Source organism: Actinoplanes siamensis (assembly GCF_016862395.1).
GTDB classification, from domain to species: domain Bacteria; phylum Actinomycetota; class Actinomycetes; order Mycobacteriales; family Micromonosporaceae; genus Actinoplanes; species Actinoplanes siamensis.
In genome coordinates, this window is the sequence record NZ_BOMW01000017.1 from 83012 (window position 1) to 103118 (window position 20107).

Genomic DNA, 20107 nt, shown 5'->3' on the forward strand with positions numbered 1-20107 from the left:
TCAGGATTCCTTCCGCAGTTCGATCAGGACTTCGGTGAGCCAGTCGAGCAGCATCCGCTCGTAGGCGATCCCGCCGCGCAACACGACGTGCTGAAGCCGCTCACCCGTGGTCGATGCCCCGGGGTCGGGGAAGTCCCGCTTCTCCCCGGCCAGATAGCGGGCCAGCAGCTCCTCGTGCCCGGCGCGGTAGCGCTCCACCTCGCCGATCAGCGCCGCCCGCCCGGCCGCGTCGTCGAACGCCGCCCCGCGCACCTTGACGGCCAGGTCGTGCCGGACGGCCTCGGGCTGCACCGGCTCGTGCAGCCAGCCGGTGAGCACGTCGCGGCCGGGGGCGGAGACGGAGAACTCCCGTTTGTCGGGCCGGCCGTCCTGCTCGACGTCGACGGCGGTCACCCAACCCTCCGCCTCCATCCGCTTCAGCACCCGGTAGATCTGCTGGTGGGTGGCGGTCCAGAAGCGGCCGATGGACCGCTCGAAGCGGCGGGCCAGCTCGTATCCGGATCCGGGCTGTTCCAGCAGGGAGACCAGGATCGCGTGCTCCAGCGCCATGCCGAGATTCTGCTATGCAACTCGTTGCATAGCAACCGGTTGCCTCCCGGCAACTGTCATTGGCGCAGGCCGGTCGCTGCTCATGGCCGCCAGGCCCCGGCTCTCCGCCGCTGGCCGCGCTTGGTCGCCAGGCGGCCCGGGCGGTGGTTCCGGTCCTGCCGCCGCCCCGGCCGGCTGGTGCTCACGGTCGCCGAACCCGCCCCCGGACCGTCACCAGCACCAGCCGGGCGCGATCGGCTGGTGGTCATCGTCGCCGAGCCCGGCCGGAGACAACCGTCAGTGCCAGGCACGCGGGGTCAGGCGGGTTTGATTTCCACGGGGATGCCGTTCAGCACGGCGTTGCCGGAGAGCGGGTCGACGAGCAGGTCGTCGGTGAGGATGTTGGAGTTGACGCCGGGCCGCTCCGACGCGACCGTCAGGCGGGTGCCGGGCAGGTCGTGGCCCCAGCCGTGCGGGAGGCTGACCACGCCGGGCATCACCCGGTCGGTGATCTCGACAAGGGCCGAGAGGCTGCCGGCTCGGGAGGTCACCGTGGCCGGGTGGCCGTCGGACAGGGTCAGGCGGTCCGCGTCCGACGGGTGGACCTGCAGCGTGCAGCGGTCGCGGCCCTTCACCAGAGCGGGCACGTTGTGCATCCAGCTGTTGTTGGAGCGTAGGTGCCGGCGGCCGATCAGGACCAGGCCGGGCCGCGGGCGGTCCAGCGCCGAGCGCAGCCGGGCGGTCTCGGCCACCAGCGGCGGCGCGCACAGCTCGATCAGGCCGCTCGGCGTCCGCAGCACCTGCGGGATCCGGGGCCGCAGCGGGCCGAGGTCCACGCCGTGCGGCGCGGCGCGCAGGTCGTCCAGCGAGAGGCCGTAGGCGCCGGCCCGTAACGCCGCGTCGAGAAGTCGCTCGGCCGGGGTGCCCGCCGAGTTCTCCGCGCCGGCTTTGCGAAGCAGTTCCGCGTGCAGGACCGACGGGTCGGTGGCGGCGCCGTGGCCGGAGGCGATCAGGATCAGGTGGGCCAGGATGTCGCATTCGTCCATGCCGCCGGGGTCCGGCGGGAACACCGGCGGCGAGTACGACGCGAAGTTGCGCACCGCCAGCGCCAGGAACGAGAAGTCGTAGTGGCCCTTCTGGGTGGCGTCCAGCGGCGGCAGGATCACGTCGGCGTGCCGGGTGGTCTCGTTCAGGTACGGGTCGACGCTGACCATGAACTCCAGGCCGCCCAGCGCACGATCCAGGCGGCCGCTGTTCGGGGCGGACAGCACCGGGTTGCCGGCGACCGTGAGCAGGGCCCGGACCTGCCCCTCCCCGGGCGTCTCGATCTCGTCCGCCAGGGTGGCGACCGGCAGCTCGCCCTTCACCTCGGGCAGTCCGCGCACCCGGCTGTGCCAGCGCCCGGTGCGGAACCCCTTGCCACCGGGCCGTGCCTGCGGCCGCAAGTGTGCGGCGAGCGGGAACATCACGCCGCCGGGGCGGTCCAGGTTTCCGGTCAGCACGTTCGTCACGTCGACGAGCCAGCTGGTCAGCGTGCCGAACTCGACAGCGCAGGTGCCGATCCGGCCGTACACCGCGGCGGTCGGCGCGGCGGCCAGCTCGCGTGCCAGGCCGCGGATCCGCTCGGGGGCGATGTCGCAGGTCGCGGCGACGGCCTCCGGCGGGAAGGCCGCGGCAAGGCCGCGAACATCGTCGATTCCCTGGGTGTACGGCGTGAGCCGCCCCGGATCGGCCAGCCCCTCCGCGAACAGTGTGTGCACGATGCCGAACAGCAGGAACGCATCCGTCCCGGGGCGGATGAACAGGTGCTCGTCGGCCTGTTCGGCGGTGCGGGTGCGCCGCGGGTCGACCACCACGAACTTGCCGCCGCGCGCCTGGATCGCCTTGAGCCGGCCCGGGAAGTCGGCGGCGGTGGCCAGGCTGCCGTTCGACTCCCACGGGTTGGCGCCGAGCATCAGCAGGTAGTCCGTGCGGTCCAGGTCGGGCACGGCGATGGTCAGCGCGCTGCCGTAGAGGTGGCCGCAGGCCACGTGTTTGGGCATCTGGTCGACAGTGCTCGCGGTGAACACGTTGCGGGTGCCGAGGGCCTTCAGCAGCGGCGTCACGTAGAGGCCGCCGGCCATGGTGTGCACGTTGGGGTTGCCGAGGTAGACGGCGAGGGACTGCGCCCCGTACCTCTCGGCGATCGGCCGCAGGCCCGTCTCGACCGCGGCGAACGCCTGCGCCCAGGACACCTCCTCGTGCCGCCCGTCTTTTTTGATCATGGGCCGGCGCAGCCGGTCCGGATCCTCGGTCAGGCGGCCGAAGGTGGCGCCCTTCGGGCAGATGAAGCCGTGACTGAAGACGTGGTCGCGGTCGCCACGGACCGCTGTCACCCGATCGCCGGTGACGGTGAGCTCCAGGCCGCAGGCCGCCTCGCAGAGCGGGCAGGTGCGGTACGCCGTGCGGGTCGACTCAGCCATACCGGCCAGTATCGGCGCGGAACGCGGTTCAGCCTAGGCGTGCGGCGGATTCCCTGGTGACCAACCGGCCGGCGATGGTCTCGACGCCGGAGCCCAGGGTGCCGCCGATCGCGGCGCTGCGCGGCGATCCCCCGGGGCCCACCACTTCGCCGGCGGTGCGGTTGGCCGTGCGCTCCGGCGTTCCCTAGAGTGGGCGATCGGTGTCGCGGTCGCGGCGCCGACCGGTCAGTGGGCGGCCGGCACCGCGAGCCGCGGCGTCCGGCCGGTCGGGGAGGACGGCACGATGCGCAAGATCGTGGCCTTCGTGGGTTTCGTGGCCATGACGGCGGCGCTGACGGCCTGCGGCGGCACGGGCGACGAGCCGTACTTCGTCAGTTCCGGCTCCTCGGCCGCCGCCACCCCGGCGCCCTCCCTCCAGGCCGTGTCCTCCGCACCGGCGCCGTCCTCGGCGCCGCCGGCGGCCTCGCTCAGCGCCTCGCCGTCGGCCAGCGGCAAGAAGCCCTTGAAGTACGTCTTCCCGGTGGTCGGCAACAACTCGTACGCGCGCACCCACCACGACTACCCGGCCAGTGACCTGATCACGAACTGCGGGAACACGATCCGCGCGGTCACCGACGGCACGATCCTCGCGGTCACCCGGGTCGACAGGTGGAAGGCCTCGGTCAACGCCGGCGAGACCCGCGGCGGGCTGTCCGTCTCGCTCCTCGGCGACGACGGCGTGCGCTACTACGGCTCGCACATGTCGACGATCGACCCCACGGTCCAGGTCGGCGCCCGGGTCACCGCCGGCCAGACGATCGGCAAGATCGGCAAGACCGGTGACGCGAGCGCGTGTCACCTCCACTTCGGGATCTCGCCGCCGTGCGCCAGGACCGGCGACTGGTGGAACCAGCGTGGCACGGTCTACCCCTGGCCGTACCTGGACGCCTGGAAGGCCGGCAAGAACAAGTCGCCGGTCGCCGCCGTCGAGAAGTGGCGGTCCGAGAACGGCTGCCCCAAGAAGCCCACCACCTTCGGCTGACCCACCCCAGCAGCCGCCGGGAAACGATGATCTACTGCTTTCCACGCATATGACGGGACGATGGCACCCACGATTCGGGTGACCCTCGCCGTGGTTGTGGGGATCCGGCGCTTCGAGAAGAGGCTCAAAGCTGTGCACGGCGCCGGTCCTGGCGGGCACGGCCGGGGAATCCGTCCGTGGCTCCGGCGAGACGGGGAGAATGGACAGCGACGTGACTCCCGAAAGGATTTGCTTCGGGTGCATCTGTCGAGCACCCTGACCGCCATGGAAGCACCTGAAATGATCAACGCCGGCGAACTCGTGCTGAAGCGCTGGGAGCCGGAGTGGGCCGAGGAGGCCGCCGCCGCGGTACGCGAGTCCCTCCCGGAGCTCGAACCGTTCCTGCCCTGGGCCACGGCCGGTTACGGCCTGGAGGAGAGCCGGGCGTACATCCGCAGCTCGGTGGAGAACTGGGCGGCCGGCACCGAGTCGAACTACGCGATCTTCACGTCGACCGGTGAGCTGGTCGGCTCGATCGGTCTGATGACCCGGATGGGCCCGGGGACGCTGGAGATCGGATATTGGACGCGTACGCCGTGGGCCGGGCGCGGCTACATGACCGCGGCGGTGCGCGCGCTGACCCGGGTGGCGCTCACGCTGTCCGGTGTGGAGCGGGTGGTCATCCGCTACGACGCGGCGAACCGGCCGTCGGCCGCGGTCGCCGCGAAGGCCGGCTTCACCGAGGTGGACCGCTCGTACCGGGAGCCGGCGGCGCCCGGCGAGACAGACGTCATCGTCACTGCCGAGCGCCGCGCGGCGGCCGCGTGAGAGCCGGCCCTCACCAGGGTGGCGTCCAGCCCGGCCGGGTGACGCGGGTGAGCGCCTCCAGGTAGAAGTAGTCCCCCCAGAGCGTCCCCTCGTCCACGCCGATGCCCTTCGGCTTGTCGTAGACGCCGTGCCGCAGCAGCGCGTCGCCGCTCGACGAGGCGTAGTCGCTGATCAGCGCGCCGAGGATGCGCCCCGCTTCCTCGTCGCGCCCGAGGGCGAGCAGGCCGCACACCGCGATCGCGGCCGCCGAGGAGTCCCGCTCGCCATCGACGAGCGAGAGATCCCAGTACGGGACGCCGCCGTCCGGGAAGTGATCCGCACACCGCCGGGCCGCCTCCAGGAACGACGGGTCCCCGGTGTGCCTGTGGTTCAGGAAGAACCCGTAGATCCCCCAGGCCTGGCCCCGCGCCCAGCACGAGTCGTCGGCGTACCCCTGCTCGGTCTCCCCGCGCAGCGGCGCTCCGGTCTCGGCGTCCCAGTAGAAGGTGTGATAGGTGCTGCCGTCCGGCCGCAGGAGGTGATCACGCAACTGCTCGGCGTGGCGCCGGGCGGCCGACGCGTAGCGCCGGTCCCCGGTCTCCGCCGAGGCCCAGAACAGCAGCGGCGTGTTCATCAGGCTGTCGATGATCGTCCGCCCGCGTTGCGCCGGGTCGCGCAGGTCGCCCCACGCCTGGATGATTCCGGCCGGCTCCAGGACGCGGGACAGCAGGTGGCCGGCCGCCGCCAGCGCCGCCTCCCGGGCCTGCTCGTCGCCGGTACGCCGGTACGCCGTCACACACGACAACGTGTAGAGGAAGCCCAGGTCGTGGGTGTCGATGTCGACCCGGCCGGCGACCCGCGACGCGAAGCTGCGCACGTGCCCGCGCGCCGCCGCCAGATACTTCCCGTCGCCGGTCAGGTCGTGCGCCAGCCAGAGCATGCCCGGCCAGAAGCTGGTGGTCCAGCCGGTGTTGGCGGGCCGGAGCGGATACCGGTCGCCGGCCGTGGTGTCGTCCGGATACCGGTCCCCGAACCGGGCCAGGTTCGCGTCGATGGTGGACAGTGCCGCGGTCACCGCGGCGGCGGTCGCGTCGATCGCCGTCATGAGGTCCTCTCGGTCGGTCTGTCGGCTGGTCCCCGGGTTGTCTCCGCGCTCCGGAGAGACCCCTGGGACCCGGCCGGGAGCGTGCGGCCGACGCTCAGCGGGGCCTCAGGAGCCCCGGGACACCCCTGGGGACCGGCCGGGAGCGTGCGGCCGGCGCTCAGCGGTGTCTCGGCGGGTTCGAGGCGACTCCGGACACCAGCCGTGTGCCCAGGGCGGGCGTCAGTGTCCAGCGGCTGTTCGCCCAGACCAGGTAGAGCAGCGGGCCGGCCGCCAGCGCGAGCGCGAGCGCCGGCTTCGCCGCGAACAGGGCCTCGAGGAGCCCGAGCACGCCCAGCGACGGCAACGTCAGGTACCACCGGCGCACACTGAGCACCAGGCCGGCCCGGAGCACGTCGCGCAGCCGCGCGGCCGGCCGCTCGGCGAGCGCCACGAGCGCGAGCACCGTGGTGGCCACCATCAGCGCGATCAGCACCGCGAGCACCGGGATCACCACCGCCCCGGCCGGGTGCCGCCCCGCGGCCCGGACGTCCACGCCGAGCACGACAAGCGCCGCCGTGGTGAGCACGCCGAGCGCGGCCGCGCGCCGCAACGACGAGCGCCAGGCCGTGACGAAGGTGCGGACCACCGGACCCGGGTGTGCGGCGAAGACCGCGAACGCGGCGCACAGGCCGGGCGCGGCGAGCGGCGCGGTCAGCAGGAACACCGGGCTGAACAGCGCGGCCAGCAGCGGCAGCAGCGCCACCGACAGCAGCACGTTCGTCATCAGCGCCAGATAGAGCAGGTCGAACAGGCCGGACAGGGTCTCGTGACGCAGGCGGGGCATCCCGGTCATCCCTTCAGTCCGGTGGTGGCGACGCCCTCGACGAAGTACCGCTGGCCGAGCAGGAAGATCACCACGATCGGCAGGACCGAGAGCACCGATCCGGTCATGATCAGCGCGTACTCGGCGCTGTACTGGCTGATGAACGTGCGCAGGCCCAGCTGGATCGTCCAGAGGTTGCTGGAGCGCAGGTAGAGCAGCGGTCCGAGGAAGTCGTTCCAGGTGTTGACCAGCGTGAGCAGGGCCAGGCTGGCCAGCGCCGGGGTGGAGAGCGGCAGCATGATCCGGCGGTAGATGCCGTACTCGCTCATGCCGTCGATCCGCGCCGCGTCGACCAGTTCGTCCGGGATCGACTCGTAGAACTGCCGCATCAGGAAGACGCCGAGCGCGCCGAACGCCTGGATCGCGATGATCGACCAGAGCGTGTCCGACAGGTGCATCTTCGACAGCAGCACGAACTGCGGGATCATGTACGACTGCCAGGGCACGGCCAGCGTCGCCACGTACGTGAGGAACAGCGCGTCCCGCCCCGGAAAGCGGATCTTGGAGAAGCCGTACGCCGCGAAGCTGCCGGTCAGCACCTGCAGGACGGTGACCGCCACGGAGAGCAGCACGGTGTTGCCGAGCCAGGTGGTCAGGTCCGAGCGGGTCCAGATGTCGGCGTAGTGGTGCCACTGCGCCGCCGACGGCAGCCACCGCACCGGCAACGTGAACACCTCGTTGTCGGTCTTCAGCGAGGAGACGACCATCCAGTAGAAGGGCAGCAGCACGGCCACCGACGCGACGGCCGTCGCGAGGTAGCCGAGCACGCGGCCGATCCGGGAGTTGCGCCTGCGCCCGGACGGCGTCTGGACCGGTGGCGCGGGCGGGGCCGGGTGGGTGGTCATCTCAGGCCTCCCGTCGCCGGTTCACCGCGAACTGCGCCATGGTGACCAGCAAGCAGAGCAGGAAGAGCACCACCGACACGGCCGACGCGTAGCCGAACTGGTTCTCCTCGAAGCCCTTGCGGTAGACGTACTGGGCGAGCACGAGCGTCGACTGGCCGGGTCCGCCGTTGGTCATCACCAGGATCAGGTCGAGCACCTTGAAGCTGTTGATGGTCAGCATCACGATCACGAAGAACGTGGTGGGCCGCAGGCCGGGCAGGGTGACCGCCCACAGCCGCTGCCAGGCGTTCGCGCCGTCCACCCGGGCCGCCTCGTACAGTTGCGCCGGCACGGTCTGCAGGCCGGCCAGGAAGATCAGCATGAAGTAGCCCATCTCCCGCCAGGTGCCGACCAGGATGACCGCCGGCATGGACCAGTCCGCCGACGTCGTCCAGCCGGGCGGATGGTCCACGCCGACCGCCCGCAGCAGCGCGTCGACCGGCCCGTACCCCGGGCTGAACAGCATGTTCCAGACCTGGGCGACGGCCACGATGGAGGCGATGTACGGGAAGAACGCCACCGTGCGGAAGAACGCCACCGCCCGCAGCCGCTTGTTCAGCAGCACCGCCAGCCCGAGCGACACGACCAGGGTGAGCGGGATGTGGAAGACGGTGTAGTACAGCGTGTTCCGGACGGCGTTCCAGAAGGTGCTGTCGTGGATCATCTGCCGGGCGTTGTCCAGGCCGGACCACTCGGCGCCGCCGAAGATGTCCCAGGTGGTGAACGCGTAGTAGAAGAGCAGCGCCACCGGCGCCATGGTGAGCACCGCGAAGCCGAGGAAGTTCGGCAGCAGGAAGCTCCAGCCGAGCAGCGTGTTGCGGCCCACCCGCCGCCGGGCGGGAGCGGAGCCCGGCGCTGTCACTTGTTCAGGACCTCGTTCTTGGCCCGGTCCTGCGCCTCGGCGATCGCGGTGTCGATGTCCTCGGTGCCGGACAGCACCGCGGTGTGCAGGTCGTTGAGGATGTTCTGCAGCGGCGCGGTGTACTTGCCGACCGGGTTCTCCGGCTTGGTGTCGTGCCTGGTGAAGGCGAACCGGGAGACGTCGTCGGTGGGGACGCCGGGGATCGCGAAGATCGTGCCGGCCGCGGCGTCGGTGTTCGCCGGCGTGATGCCGATGCCGGCGAGCGCCTTCGCGGCGTCCGCGCTCCCGACGTACGCCAGGAACTTCTTCGCGGTGTCGATCCTCGCTTTTTTGATCTTTGGGTTGATTCCCATGCCTGTCGGGTCGGCGAAGGTGACCGGCGTGGCCGAGGCGCCGGTGGTGGACTTGTCCCGCTGCGGCGCCGGGGCGATGCCCCACTCGAACTTGTCGGCGTCGCCGCTCCTCTGCTGACCGAGCAGGGTGGCGATGTACCAGGTGCCCATGGTCATCATCGCCGCCCGCTGCTTGCCGAACTGGGCCTGGTAGGTCAGGTTGTTGGTGGTCGCGTCGCCGAGGCCGACCTGCGCGCCGGCCTGCTGCAGGCCGACGGCCCGGGTGTAGTAGGGCTTGAGGAAGCCGAAGTCCCCGCTGGCGAGGTCCGCGCCCGGGGTCTGCGCGAGCGCGAACCCCTGCAGCGTCGACTGCCACACGTGCTGGTAGATGCCGAGCGCCGGGGAACCTGACGCCTTCAGCCCCTCGGTGAGCCGCTTGCCGGCGGCCGCGTAGTCGTCCCAGGTCCACGAGCCGTCCGGGTACTTCACCCGCGCCCGGTCGAACAGCGCCCTGTTGTAGTAGACGACCCAGGAGTCCTGCCGGTACGGGATCGCGAACGTCTTGCCGTCAACCTGGTAGGACGACAGCCCGTTGGCGCCGCGGCCGAGCCCGGACGCGACGTCCGAGACGTCGAGCAACTGCTTGCCGTTCTGGTACGTGTAGAAGTTCTTCAGCGTCTTCTGCACGTAGAGGTCCGGCGCCTTGCCGGCCGCCAGGTCCGCGATCATCTGGGTGTCGTAGTTCTTCGGGTCGTACTCCTTGAGCTCGACGCTGACGCCCGGGTTCGCGGCGTGGAACCCGTCGGCGAGCACCTTGAACTCCGGCGTCGTGGCCAGGCTCCAACCGGCCAGGGTGAGCGTGGCGGTCCCGTCCCCGCCGGAGGCGTCGTCGCCGGATCCGCACCCGGCGAGCGTGAGCGAGAGCGCCGTGACGGCGCCGAGGACGGCGGCTATCGAGCGTTCCAACGCGTCTCCTTCAGATGTGGGTGGCCCGTGGTGACACCGTCCGGCCAGGTCACCCGCACGTCGTCGCCGATCTCGACGGCGCAGCGCGGGCCGGCCGGCAGGCCGGCGCCGAGGGCGATCAGGGTGGCGGTCCAGGCGCCGGCTTGCGGCGGGTAGTCGATCCAGGGCACGCGGACCGGGCTCCCGAGCGGCCCGGCGTCGTCGTGGCAGGCGGCGCCGGAGTCGCTCGCGGGGGGCCGGATCGCGGCCAGCTGCGAGATGAGCGGGCCCTCGGTGACCGGCCAGCCGCCGACGCGCAGGCGGACCGCGGCGCCGTCCACGGCGTCGACGCGCACCAGCCGGACCTCGTAGGCCCCGCGCACCAGCGAGAGAACCGTGAGGTGCCCGGCCGGCCGAAGGGTCGCGGGCCGGCCTTCGCCGTGGTCCGGGCCGCTGCCGCCGGTCCGGGCCCAGTGCACCGGGCCGGCCGAACCGGCAAGACCCACAAGACCCTGCTGGTGTACGACCAGAGTCCGCATGCCGGCGCGATGCGTCGTGTTCCCGGCCGCGTCCACCAGCACCGCCGACTGGTCCACCGGCCGGGTCCAGCCCGACTCGTCCAGCACCGGCGCGGTCGCGGTCGAGTAGCCGATGCGCGCGTAGAGCGGCGAGTCCGCACTGGCCTGCCCCTCCGCGCCGTGGTCGGTCCCGTGGTTGATCACCCGGACGATCCCGTCGGCGCGGGTGCCCGAGATCACCCAGCCCGGCGCGCGCACCACCCGCAGCACGTCCCCCCGCTCGATGGGCAGCGGCTCGCCCGGCGCGGTCCACACCGGATGGTCGGCGGGCAGCGCGATGCCGAGCAGCCCCTTGCTGGCCCAGTACGGCGAGCCGGGTCCGGAGTAGGACTGCGCCAGCCGCCGCCACGGCCCGTGCCATCCCATGCTGAGCAGCCCGTCCGCGTCCGGCGCTCCGCGCTCCACGAAGTGCCGCACGATCCGGTCGGCCGCGCGCCGCAACTGCCCGGGCGGGACCGACGGCACCCGCGCGATCGCGCCGGCCCAGAACGGCGCGGCCGCCGCGAACCGGTAGATCAGGCTGCGGCCCTGCAGCAGCGGCGACCCGTCCCCGCCGACCAGCGCGACCGCGTCCCGCAGGTAGCTGTCGAGGTCGTCCACCCAGCGCCGGTCCGGGGTGGCGCCGCGCATCCGGCCCCAGAGGATCGGATAGAGATGCAACGCCCAGCCGGTGTAGTGGTCGTACGCCCGCTTCGGCCCGTCCGACAGCCACCCGCCGGCGCGCCGGAACGACTCGTGCGCGGCCAGGTCCGCCGCCATCTCGGCGGCCGACCACGGGCCGCCGACCGAGCGCAGGAAGGTCTGCACGACCAGCCGGAACCAGACCCAGTTGATCTGCGGGTAGGTCGGGTCGCCGACCGCCGGGGACAGGTAGTCCACGATCCGCTCCTGGACGCCGGGGTCCAGGTGGTCCCAGATCCACGGGCGGGTCAGATCCAGGATCAGCGCGATGCCGGCCGCCTCGACCTTGGCCTGGCCGTGCTCGGTGAGCCGGGTCCAGCGCTCCGGCGAGGCCGGGTCGGTGCCGGTGGCCAGGCCTGTCGCGTACCGCTCGACCAACTCGTCGACACCGGTCCCGCCCGCCCCGGCGATCCGGAAGCCGGCCAGCAGGAACGTCCGCGCGAAGCCCTCCAGGCCGTCCACGTCGCGGCCGTAACCGCCCTCGGCGCCGGGCAGGAGGATCCGGGCGCGGCCGGGGCTCGCGTGCCGGCCTGCGGCGGTGAGCATCCGGTCGGCCAGGCGCAGCCAGTCGTCCCGGCTCCAGTCGGCGGGGATGGGCGTTCGCAACTCTTCGGACACGCGGCACTCTCCGACATCAATCGGACGGCTCGGTGTCGAGGACGTTAAACGCTCACAATCAAGCATGTCAATGTCTTGAACCGACTGATGCGGTCAGAAGCGATCTGACCTCATCCACCTGGAGTTATCCACTCCCACGGTCCAGAGTGGGGCTTCCGGCCCCGCTCGGGCAAGCATTCATGATCGTCAAAGTGATCTGTTACGATCGCGATCGATCGTCGTGGACGGGGGACATGACCAGCGACCACCTCACCGGACCCCTGGCCGCGGCCTGGCCGACGGCCGGCCCCGGGCCCCTGCTGCCACCCGGCCGGTGCCTGCCGGTGCCACCGGCCACCGACCGGGCCGTCTGGGCCGATCCCGACGAACCGACCGTGCGCGAGCTGCGCTCCCGGGCGGCCGGCGATCTCGGCGCACCCTGGCCGGTGCCGCTGGCCAGCGGATATGCCAGGTACTTCCGGGACGGCGACCGCGACGGGTACGAGCAGGTCCTGCGGGCCCGGCATGAGCGAGTCGCCCGGGCCGCGGTGCTCGCGGCGGTCACCCTCGACGAGCGGTGGCTGGACGAGGTGGCCGACGGGGTGACGCTCTGGTGTGAGCAGAGCAGCTGGTGCTGGCCGGCGCACGACGACACGTTCGAGCGGCACGGCGCGGTGGTTCCCACCGTCACCGAGCCGTACCTGGACCTCGGGGCCGGCGAGGTGGCAGCGGACCTGGCCTGGATCGACCACCTGCTCGGCGACCCCCTGGACGACGGGGTACCCGGATTGCGCGAGCGGATCCGGCACGAGGTGGAGCGGCGGGTGCTGCGGCCGTTCCAGGAGCGGCGCGACTGGCACTGGCTCGGCCTCGACGGCCCGGTGCACAACTGGAACCCGTGGATCCACGGGAACGTGCTGGTCGCGACCCTGCAACTGGTGCACGCCGGGGAGCGGCGCGAGGCGCTGACGCGCCTGGTGATCGAGGGCCTGGACCGGTACGTCGCGGCGCTGCCGCCGGACGGCGCGGTCGACGAGGGGTACGCGTACTGGTGGAACGGCGCGGGACGGCTGCTCGAGGCGCTCGACGTGCTCGCGCACGCGTCCGGTGGGGTGCTGAGCGCCGCGCCCCCGCGGGTGTTGCGGGAGACTGTGGCGTTCCCGCACCGGATGCACCTGGGCGGGCCCTGGTATGTGAACCTCGCCGACAGCCCGGCCCGCCCGTCCGGCGGCCAACCGTGGCACGAGCTGCACCGGGAGGCCCGGCGGGTCGGGGACCAGGCGGCAGTCGCGCACGCGGCGGCGCACCGGCGGCCCGGCTCACCGGTGGCCCACGAGAGCGACGGGCTGGGACGGTTGCTGCGGGCGCTGACCGATCCGGAGTGGGTCTCGGCGACCCCGGCGGCCCCGGACTCCTGGCTGCAACGCGACGTGTGGCTGCCGTCCACGCAGGTGCTCATCGCCCGGATGGACTCCGGGCCGGCGCTGGTGGTCAAGGGCGGACACAACGGGGAGAACCACAACCACAACGACGTGGGCAGCTTCATCGTGGCGCTGAACGGGGTGCCGGTGGTGGTCGATCCGGGGCGGCCGACGTACACCGCGCGGACGTTCGGGCCGCGGCGCTACGAGCTGTGGATGATGCAGAGCTCGTGGCACAACGTTCCGGAGATCCGGGGCGTCGCCCAGTCCGCCGGCCCCGAGCACGCCGCCGGCGGGGTGAGCGCGACCGTGCGTGCGTCGTACTCGGAACTGACTCTGGATCTTGCGGACGCCTACCCGGCGGCCGGGATCCGGGCCTGGCGCCGGACCGCCCGGCTCGATCGGGTCAAACGGTCCGTGACCGTAAGGGATCAGTGGGAGCTGTCCGCCGCGGGCCGGGCGCCGACCCGTATCCACCTGGTGCTGGCCGGCGAGGTCCGGACCGGGAACGGTCATGCCGTGGTCACCGCCCTGGACGGCGCGGGCCGGCTGCGGATCGGCTGGAGCCCGCCGGTGCCGGCCACGGTCACCGTGCGCGAGCTGGACGACCCGATGCTGCGCGGCGTGTGGGGGGACCGGCTGACCCGGCTGGAGATCGACGTGAGCGGGCTCGGCCCGATCGGCACCCTCGACCTGACCGTGAAGGAGCAGCGGTGAACACATCGGACAAGCGGGGTCCGCTGCCGGAGACCCGGCGCGCCCGGCTGCTCCAGGCGCTGCGGCGCGACGGCGTGCTGCGGATCTCCGACCTGACCGAGACGCTCGGCGCGGCGGCCGTGACGATCCGCCGCGACATCGCCCAACTCGCGGCGGAAGGCCTGGTCCGGCGGGTGCACGGGGGCGTGACGCTGCCGTCGCCGGAGGCCACGCCGGAGCCCGGTCTCTCCCCGGCGCTGGGCATGCTGGTGCCGTCGCTGGACTACTACTACCCCGCGGTCGCGCGCGGCGCCGAGGAGGCGGCCCGCGAGCTGGACATGCGGATCGTGCTGCGCGGGTCGTCGTACGAGACCGAGGACGACCGGCCGCGACTGCTGCGCCTCGTCGATCAGGGAGTGGACGCGCTGATCGTCGCGCCGCGCCTGGACGTGCCCACCGCCACCCGGACCGTCGACTGGCTGGCCGGCACCGGACTGCCCGTGGTGCTGCTGGAACGCACCGCGGCGACCGGGCCGTTCCACGTGGCGCTGGAGTCCGTGGTGACCGATCACGCGCTGGGCGCCGCGATGGCCGTGCGGCATCTGGCCGGTCTCGGACATCGGCGGGTCGGCGTGGTGCTGGCCACGCACAGCCCGACCCGCCCGCACCTGCACCGCGGCTGGCGGGAGGCGGTCACCGAGCTGGGTCTGGACGCCCCGGTCGACGCGCGCGTGCCGGACGCGAGGAGTCCCGAGTGCGCGGCCGCCCTGGACGAGGTGCTGGACCGCTGCCTGGCGACCGGGACCACAGCGGTGCTCGTGCACGCCGACGCCGAGGCGATCGCGCTGGTGCAGCGGTGCGAGGAGCGGCGGATCGCGGTGCCCGGGCAGCTCTCCGTGGTGGCCTACGACGACGAGGTGGCCGGCCTGTTCAGTCCGGCGCTGACCGCGGTGCGGCCGCCGCGCCGCTCGATCGGTCGGGCCGCGGTCCGCCTGGTCGCCGACCGTCTGGCCGATCCTGATCGCCCGACTCATCGGGTCGTGATCAATCCGGCCCTGCGCGTGCGGGCCTCCACCGCTCCCCCACCGACGCCCTGACGACAGTCGCGGCCGTCCTGCCCCGCCACGCCCGCGATTCCCCGCCCGCGCCCGTCCTCCCCCGCGCGCCTTCGTCCGCGCTCCGGGCGTCCTCCTTCGCGCGGTGGCCCGGAGATCGCCGCGGCCCGCGGGTTGGCGATCATGAGTAGGGGTGGCGCGCGCTGGGTAGGGTCATCCGGCATGACCACAGATGCCATCGTGTCCTTCCGGCCCAGCGCCGACGGCAGCACGCTGGAAGCGATGCTGCTTGCCCCGGAACTCGACGTCGACGTCGCCGATGAGCTGCGGGACAGCCTGGAGAAGGCGGTGGCGGGCTCGCCCTGCCGGCAGCTCGCGCTCGACCTGGCCGAGGTGACGTTCATCGACTCGTACGCGATGGGCGCCCTGGTCGGGGTGCGCAACAGCGCCGCGGCCGCGGGGATGACGATGGTGCTGGTCCGGCCGTCCGCCCCGGTGCGGCAGGCGATCGAGGTCACCGGCCTGGCCGAGATCTTCGGCATCGATCCGGTCTAGGAGTTCCCGGGCGGCCCGCCACGTCGAGCCGCCGCCGGCTGTGACCGGCCCGGCGCCCGTCAGGCGGCCTGCCACCACAGGTAGATCGCCAGGCCGAACGCGGCGACGGCGACCGCCACCCGCAGCGGGCGCTCCGGGCTGCGGCGCACCACTGCCGGACCGATCCCGGCGCCGAGCAGGCAGCCGGCGCCGAGCAGGGCCGCGGCGCCCCAGTGCACCGGCCCGGTCAGCGCGTACAGGATCGCGGCCGCGAGGTTGGCGGCGCCCAGCACCACCGTCTTGACCGCGTTGGTCACCGCGATCGGCTCGCTCGCCGCGACCGCCATGGCCGCGAGCAGCAGCACCCCGGCCGCCGCCCCGAAGTAGCCGCCGTAGACGCCGATCAGGAAGATCGCGGGCCCGAGCGGCGGCCGCCACGCCGGCCGGACACCCGGCGGCCCGGCCGTCCCGAGCCGGCCGGGCCGGGTGTACCAGTCCCGCAGTCCCTCCCGGAACAGCAGGGCCAGCGCGCCGAGCACGATCAGGAACGGCACGATGACCTCGAAGGCCGACGCCGGCGTACTCCGCAGCAGCACTCCCCCGGTGATCCCGCCGGCCGCGCAGATCCCGCCGGCCCGCCTGATCCGCCGGCCCTGCCCGCGCAGTTCGCGCCGCGCGCCGGCGGCGGTCCCGGCCGGCGCCGCGAGCAGCGCCACGGTGTTGGTCATGCTGGCCGCCACCGGCGGGATCCCGGCCGCGAGCAGCACCGGATAGCTGACCAGCGAGGCGAGCCCGGCGATCGAGCCGGTCAGGCCGGACCCCACGCCGCCGAGCAGCAGCAGCCCGGCCTGTTCGAGATCCACGACCGCCGAGCCTAGGGCGTTCCCGGCGGCCACCACCGCCGGGCACGGCGCGAACATCTCAAGCGCCAGCCGCTCGCCGACTTCGAGCCACGCCAGGGCTGCGCCTTGCCGGGCGCCGGAGCTGCCCGCGCGGCACCCCCGGGGTGGAGGGCGACGGCAACAGCCGCACCGGTGAGTGCCGCCGCGCCGAGTATGCGGCGGCGCGACAACCGACGTCATTCACGACGATTGCCGCTTTCCTTTCTTCCAGGCTGTCCGGCGTGTCGATGTCCATCCGAGGCCCGCCAGGCTGGCCAGCAGGAGCAGGAACAGCACAGCCACGGCGGGGTTGACCCAGGGGGCGACCAGGTCGTAGTCGGCGTTGCACTTCTGGCTCAGGGGGAAGAGCCGGAAGTAGTCGTCTCGATGAGCCTGGTAATACGCGTCGTCGTACGGCTCGTGATGTCGCCGTCCGCAGGTCTCCTCAATGTCGAGTCCGCTCGACAGGGTTCCCCACAGCCACGCCAAGGCCAGCAGGAGGAAGGACGCCCAAGCGGCGTGGCCGAACCATCCTGGCCGGCGCCAGTCGCCGAGGCGCACGCCGCGGACCATTCGCCACACGCTCCAGGCCGGGATGGCCAGCAGTGGCACGCAGGGCAGAAGGGAAGCGGCACGCTCCGAGCTCAGCAACGCTGCATCGGCCTCTCTGTCGACGTATTCAGGTTCGCGTGCCCGGTCCCCAGGTCGTAGCCGGTGTACGGGTCCTTGAAGCACTTCATGTTTACCGGGGCCCCGGGCTCCTGAGAGTACGACCATGCCGCACCCCCGTAAGGCGATCGTCGGCAGCGCGAACGTCGGCTTTAACGTGGACGTCGGCAGGAGCGCGGACAGCGGCTACTTGTTTCATTGCTCTAGGACTGCGGCCCGGCCAGGCTTCGGTCTAGACGTCCGGGCTGTCGCTCTCTTTTCGGCTACGAGCGCGAGCCGGGCGATGACGCAGGCGTGACCGTGTAACGCCCGACCCCGCGGCAGATGCGCGAGGGGTCGCCCGGTTGCCCTCAGCGTCGGGCCGCCTTGCTCTGGTACATGACAGTGTCGGCGGCAGCCAGCAGCCCGGTGGCGTCGTATTCGACTCCGGTGCCGACGGCTATCCCGATACTCACGCCGACGCGGATCGTGCCGGCCGTCAGCGTCGCCGGACGTTCAACCACTTCGCAGATGCGTGTGGCCAACGCGTCGGCTCGCTGCTTGCAGTCCGGGCTGGCCAGGACCACGACGAACTCGTCACCGCCGAGCCGTCCCACCAGGTCGTCGGCTCGGATTGCGCGGCGTAGGCGATGGGCTATCAACTGGAGCAATTCGTCACCGACCGCATGACCGTATCGATCGTTGATCGGTTTGAAATCGTCTAAATCCAGGAAGAGCACCGCTACGCGGGTCAGCCGCTTGGTCAATGCCCGCGCAAGTTGGTCCAGCAGGGCCGCGCGGTTGGGTAGTTGGGTGAGCGGGTCCATCCGGGCCTGGTGGACGAGTTCACGTTCGGTCGCCTTGGCGGCTGTCACGTCAATCACGTGGGCGATGAACGAGCCGTTGTCAGCCAGTGGTGCCACGCATATGCGCAGGCAGACATGCCGGTCGTCGGCGCGGCGAAAGCTGAGGTCGCCCTCACAGGTGCCGGCAGTCCCGTCGGCCATCACGTGAAAGGCCGCTTGGGCCTGCTCGCGGTCGGCTACGTCGACCCAGTCCCAGTAGGCCCCGCCTACGATCTCCGCGGCCGGAGCGGAAAGTAGCGCCTCCAGCGCCGGGTTTACCTCCGTGATCGACCCGGTGGCGTCGAGCATCGCCATCCCGGTGGGCGCATGCCGGAACGCGGCGTGGAAGCGCTGCTGCGCGGCTGCCAATTCGGATTCGGCCCGTTTACGTTCCGTGATGTCGCGAGCCACAATCAGTGCCGCGGGGCGGCCGTTGAACTCCAGCGGGGTGCCGGCGGCCTCGATGTCGACGACTGTCCCGTCCAGGCGGACCAGTTTCTCCTCGACGTACTGCAACGGGGTGCCGTCAGCCGTCAACGAGCGCATCCGGGCCGCGCCCGGGTCCCGGTAGTCCGGGTGCATGAACTCGATCGCTGGCCGGTCCTGCAAATCGGTGAGGGTCCGGGCACCGAGCAACGCGAGTCCACGAGCATTCACGAAGGCGTGATAACCCTCGCAAATCACAAAGATCGTGTCCGGCGACAGCTCCACCAGCGCCCGGAACGAGTCGTTACCGACCTTGCCGAACTCAAAGTCCGTTTGCCCGTCGATCACAAGGCTCACCACTATCTTCAGCCGCGACTTGCCGCGCTAGCCCATCGTCCACAGACCGCCGAAGCTGAGTAGTGAGGCCGGTAACGACCGGTCGTCGCATACGGCCGGGCAGCCGCAACGACACTGACGGCAGCGTTATGGGCGGTGTGCTGCTCGCCGTCGGCTTTGAGCCGGCTGCGATGCCGCCCGGACCACCTTGACACCGATCTCTTCGGATGGCCGAATCGTTCGGGGCAATTACCGACCTGAACGGCACGCGTCACGGCCAGGACGCCTCGATGGCGTCGAGGGTGGCCCTGGTGCCCTGCCCCTTGATCCACGCGGTCATGCCGGTCCAGAAGCTGCCCGCACCGACCTTGGCCGGCATCTGGTCGGAGGCGTCGAACCGGGCGACCGACTTGGGATCCCGCAAGATCTCGGCCGAGAGCCGGTCCACCGGGTTGGTGAAGAGCCCGAGGTCGATGTTCTTGTTCGCGGATACCCAGCCGCCGAGTGGCGCGCGGCTCGCGGCGAACTCGGCACTGGCCAGGTATGCCCACACGGCCTCGACCTCCGGGCGGTCCGCGAACGCCGCCACGAAGTCCCCGGCGACCAGGACTGGCTTGCCTTTGGCGGGATCGATGGGCGGGAGGTAGAACGCGAAGATATCGCCGTCCTCGGCCACCTTCGTCCCGCGCGGCCACTGGTTGCCGTAGAACGACGCCTGCCGGTGCAGGGTGCACTTGCCGGTGAGGAGGGGCAGGCCGGCGCTGACGTAGGAGGTGGTGGCGATGCTGGCCACGCCGGCGTACCCACCGTTGACGTACCGTGGGTTTCGCAGGATGGTGCCGGCCTTGTCGACCACTGCGACGATCTGCGGGTCGTTGAACGTGATCTCGTGCTTGACCCACCGGTCGTAGACCGCCGGACCGGCCAGCCGAAGGGCGACGTCCTCGATCCAGTCGGTGGCCGGCCAGCCGGTGGCCGCACCGGACTCGATGCCGGCGCACCAGGGCTTGGCACCGCTGGCGGCGATCCTGTCGCTCAGGGCGATCAGGTCGTCCCAGCTCTCCGGCACCTCGTAGCCCCGCTTCTTGAAGGCCTGCGGCGAGTACCAAACCAACGACTTGACGCTGGCGCCCAGCGGGGTGGCGTACCGCGTGCCGTTCGCCATGCCGTAGTTCTGCCAGTCAGTCGACCAGCCCTTCTGAGCGGCGGTGTTGACCGCCGCCGACGCGGGCTTGAGCTTGCCGTCAGCGACGAAGCCCTGCATCTGCCCCGGCTGGGAGAAGAGCGCGATGTCGGGCAAGTCGTTCTTGTCCACGCGGTCCTGCAAGTCCTTTTCGAAGTTGGACGAGCCCTTGTAGTCGATTCGGATGCCGGTGCAGTTGACGAAGTGCCGCCATGCCTGCGCCAGCTTGTTGGCCTCCAGATGGGTGACCGGCCCCAGCATGGAGACGGTCGTGCCGTCGTGGCCCTGGTACGGCCGGTAGGGCTCGCACTCGGCCGAGCGGGCCACCGAGGCGCGGTCCATCGTCGCGGCACTGCCGCACCCGGCCATGATCAGAGCCAGCGCACACGCGGCGGCCACCGGAAGCGCGCGGCGGCGCCCGACAGAGCTGATCATCGTG

General features: G+C 71.8%; 17 protein-coding genes. 5 read left to right on the forward strand and 12 right to left on the reverse strand.

The features are described from left to right. Together Asi03nite_RS08715 and Asi03nite_RS08720 are read right to left on the reverse strand one after the other, a co-directional pair. Positions 1-549 (reverse strand): PadR family transcriptional regulator, encoded by a 549-nt coding sequence (locus tag Asi03nite_RS08715; RefSeq protein WP_203677997.1) that lies wholly within the window; start codon positions 547-549, stop codon positions 1-3. A 296-nt stretch (positions 550-845) separates the two neighbouring features. Next, the gene (locus Asi03nite_RS08720) at positions 846-2990 is read right to left on the reverse strand and encodes a molybdopterin oxidoreductase family protein (protein WP_203678000.1); all 2145 of its coding nucleotides are present in this window, start codon (positions 2988-2990) and stop codon (positions 846-848) included. Positions 2991-3273: 283 nt separating this feature from the next. Here Asi03nite_RS08720 and Asi03nite_RS08725 point away from each other — a divergent pair, with 283 nt between their 5' ends. Together Asi03nite_RS08725 and Asi03nite_RS08730 are read left to right on the forward strand one after the other, a co-directional pair. Beyond that, the gene (locus Asi03nite_RS08725; protein ID WP_203678017.1) at positions 3274-4011 is read left to right on the forward strand and encodes a M23 family metallopeptidase; all 738 of its coding nucleotides are present in this window, start codon (positions 3274-3276) and stop codon (positions 4009-4011) included. 264 nt (positions 4012-4275) lie between these two features. After that, positions 4276-4818 carry a GNAT family N-acetyltransferase gene (locus tag Asi03nite_RS08730; protein ID WP_203678019.1) on the forward strand — a complete coding sequence of 181 codons (543 nt, stop codon included), beginning with the start codon at positions 4276-4278 and terminating at the stop codon, positions 4816-4818. Positions 4819-4828: 10 nt separating this feature from the next. Here the strand turns inward: Asi03nite_RS08730 and Asi03nite_RS08735 are convergent, their stop codons facing one another. The 6 genes from Asi03nite_RS08735 to Asi03nite_RS08760 all read right to left on the reverse strand — a co-directional run bounded on the left by Asi03nite_RS08735 (position 4829) and on the right by Asi03nite_RS08760 (position 11664). Then, complete coding sequence (locus tag Asi03nite_RS08735; protein ID WP_203678027.1) at positions 4829-5902, reverse strand: glycoside hydrolase family 88 protein; 1074 nt, start codon at positions 5900-5902, stop codon at positions 4829-4831. A 157-nt stretch (positions 5903-6059) separates the two neighbouring features. Continuing rightward, the gene (locus Asi03nite_RS08740; RefSeq protein ID WP_203678029.1) at positions 6060-6725 is read right to left on the reverse strand and encodes a YesL family protein; all 666 of its coding nucleotides are present in this window, start codon (positions 6723-6725) and stop codon (positions 6060-6062) included. A gap of 5 nt (positions 6726-6730) precedes the next feature. Continuing rightward, positions 6731-7609 (reverse strand): carbohydrate ABC transporter permease, encoded by an 879-nt coding sequence (locus Asi03nite_RS08745; RefSeq protein WP_203678031.1) that lies wholly within the window; start codon positions 7607-7609, stop codon positions 6731-6733. Position 7610: 1 nt separating this feature from the next. After that, the gene (locus Asi03nite_RS08750; RefSeq protein WP_239102549.1) at positions 7611-8510 is read right to left on the reverse strand and encodes a carbohydrate ABC transporter permease; all 900 of its coding nucleotides are present in this window, start codon (positions 8508-8510) and stop codon (positions 7611-7613) included. Next, on the reverse strand, positions 8507-9808 hold the full coding sequence (locus tag Asi03nite_RS08755) for an ABC transporter substrate-binding protein (RefSeq protein WP_203678033.1): 1302 nt from the start codon (positions 9806-9808) through the stop codon (positions 8507-8509). Before Asi03nite_RS08755 ends, Asi03nite_RS08750 begins: the two co-directional genes overlap by 4 nt. Continuing rightward, positions 9793-11664, reverse strand: a complete 1872-nt coding sequence (locus Asi03nite_RS08760) for a DUF2264 domain-containing protein (protein ID WP_239102550.1) — start codon at positions 11662-11664, stop codon at positions 9793-9795. The genes Asi03nite_RS08755 and Asi03nite_RS08760 overlap by 16 nt, the downstream gene beginning before the upstream one ends. 233 nt (positions 11665-11897) lie before the next feature. Here Asi03nite_RS08760 and Asi03nite_RS08765 point away from each other — a divergent pair, with 233 nt between their 5' ends. The 3 genes from Asi03nite_RS08765 (at position 11898) to Asi03nite_RS08775 (ending at position 15370) form a co-directional block, all read left to right on the forward strand. After that, positions 11898-13781: a heparinase II/III domain-containing protein gene (locus tag Asi03nite_RS08765; RefSeq protein WP_203678041.1), complete on the forward strand. Its 1884-nt coding sequence runs from the start codon at positions 11898-11900 to the stop codon at positions 13779-13781. Further along, the gene (locus Asi03nite_RS08770; protein ID WP_239102551.1) at positions 13778-14857 is read left to right on the forward strand and encodes a substrate-binding domain-containing protein; all 1080 of its coding nucleotides are present in this window, start codon (positions 13778-13780) and stop codon (positions 14855-14857) included. The genes Asi03nite_RS08765 and Asi03nite_RS08770 overlap by 4 nt, the downstream gene beginning before the upstream one ends. A 180-nt stretch (positions 14858-15037) precedes the next feature. Then, a complete protein-coding gene (locus tag Asi03nite_RS08775) occupies positions 15038-15370 on the forward strand; it encodes an STAS domain-containing protein (RefSeq protein WP_203678042.1) in 333 nt (110 codons plus the stop codon). A gap of 59 nt (positions 15371-15429) precedes the next feature. Here the strand turns inward: Asi03nite_RS08775 and Asi03nite_RS08780 are convergent, their stop codons facing one another. The 4 genes from Asi03nite_RS08780 to Asi03nite_RS08795 all read right to left on the reverse strand — a co-directional run bounded on the left by Asi03nite_RS08780 (position 15430) and on the right by Asi03nite_RS08795 (position 20103). Further along, entirely contained in the window at positions 15430-16212 is a 783-nt protein-coding gene (locus Asi03nite_RS08780; RefSeq protein ID WP_203678043.1) for a sulfite exporter TauE/SafE family protein, read from the reverse strand. A gap of 219 nt (positions 16213-16431) precedes the next feature. Beyond that, positions 16432-16842: a hypothetical protein gene (locus Asi03nite_RS08785; RefSeq protein ID WP_203678044.1), complete on the reverse strand. Its 411-nt coding sequence runs from the start codon at positions 16840-16842 to the stop codon at positions 16432-16434. 407 nt (positions 16843-17249) lie between these two features. Then, positions 17250-18506 carry a GGDEF domain-containing protein gene (locus Asi03nite_RS08790; protein WP_203678045.1) on the reverse strand — a complete coding sequence of 419 codons (1257 nt, stop codon included), beginning with the start codon at positions 18504-18506 and terminating at the stop codon, positions 17250-17252. A 250-nt stretch (positions 18507-18756) separates the two neighbouring features. Further along, positions 18757-20103, reverse strand: coding sequence for an ABC transporter substrate-binding protein (locus Asi03nite_RS08795; protein ID WP_203678046.1), 1347 nt, complete (start codon positions 20101-20103; stop codon positions 18757-18759). Positions 20104-20107: the final 4 nt, after the last annotated feature.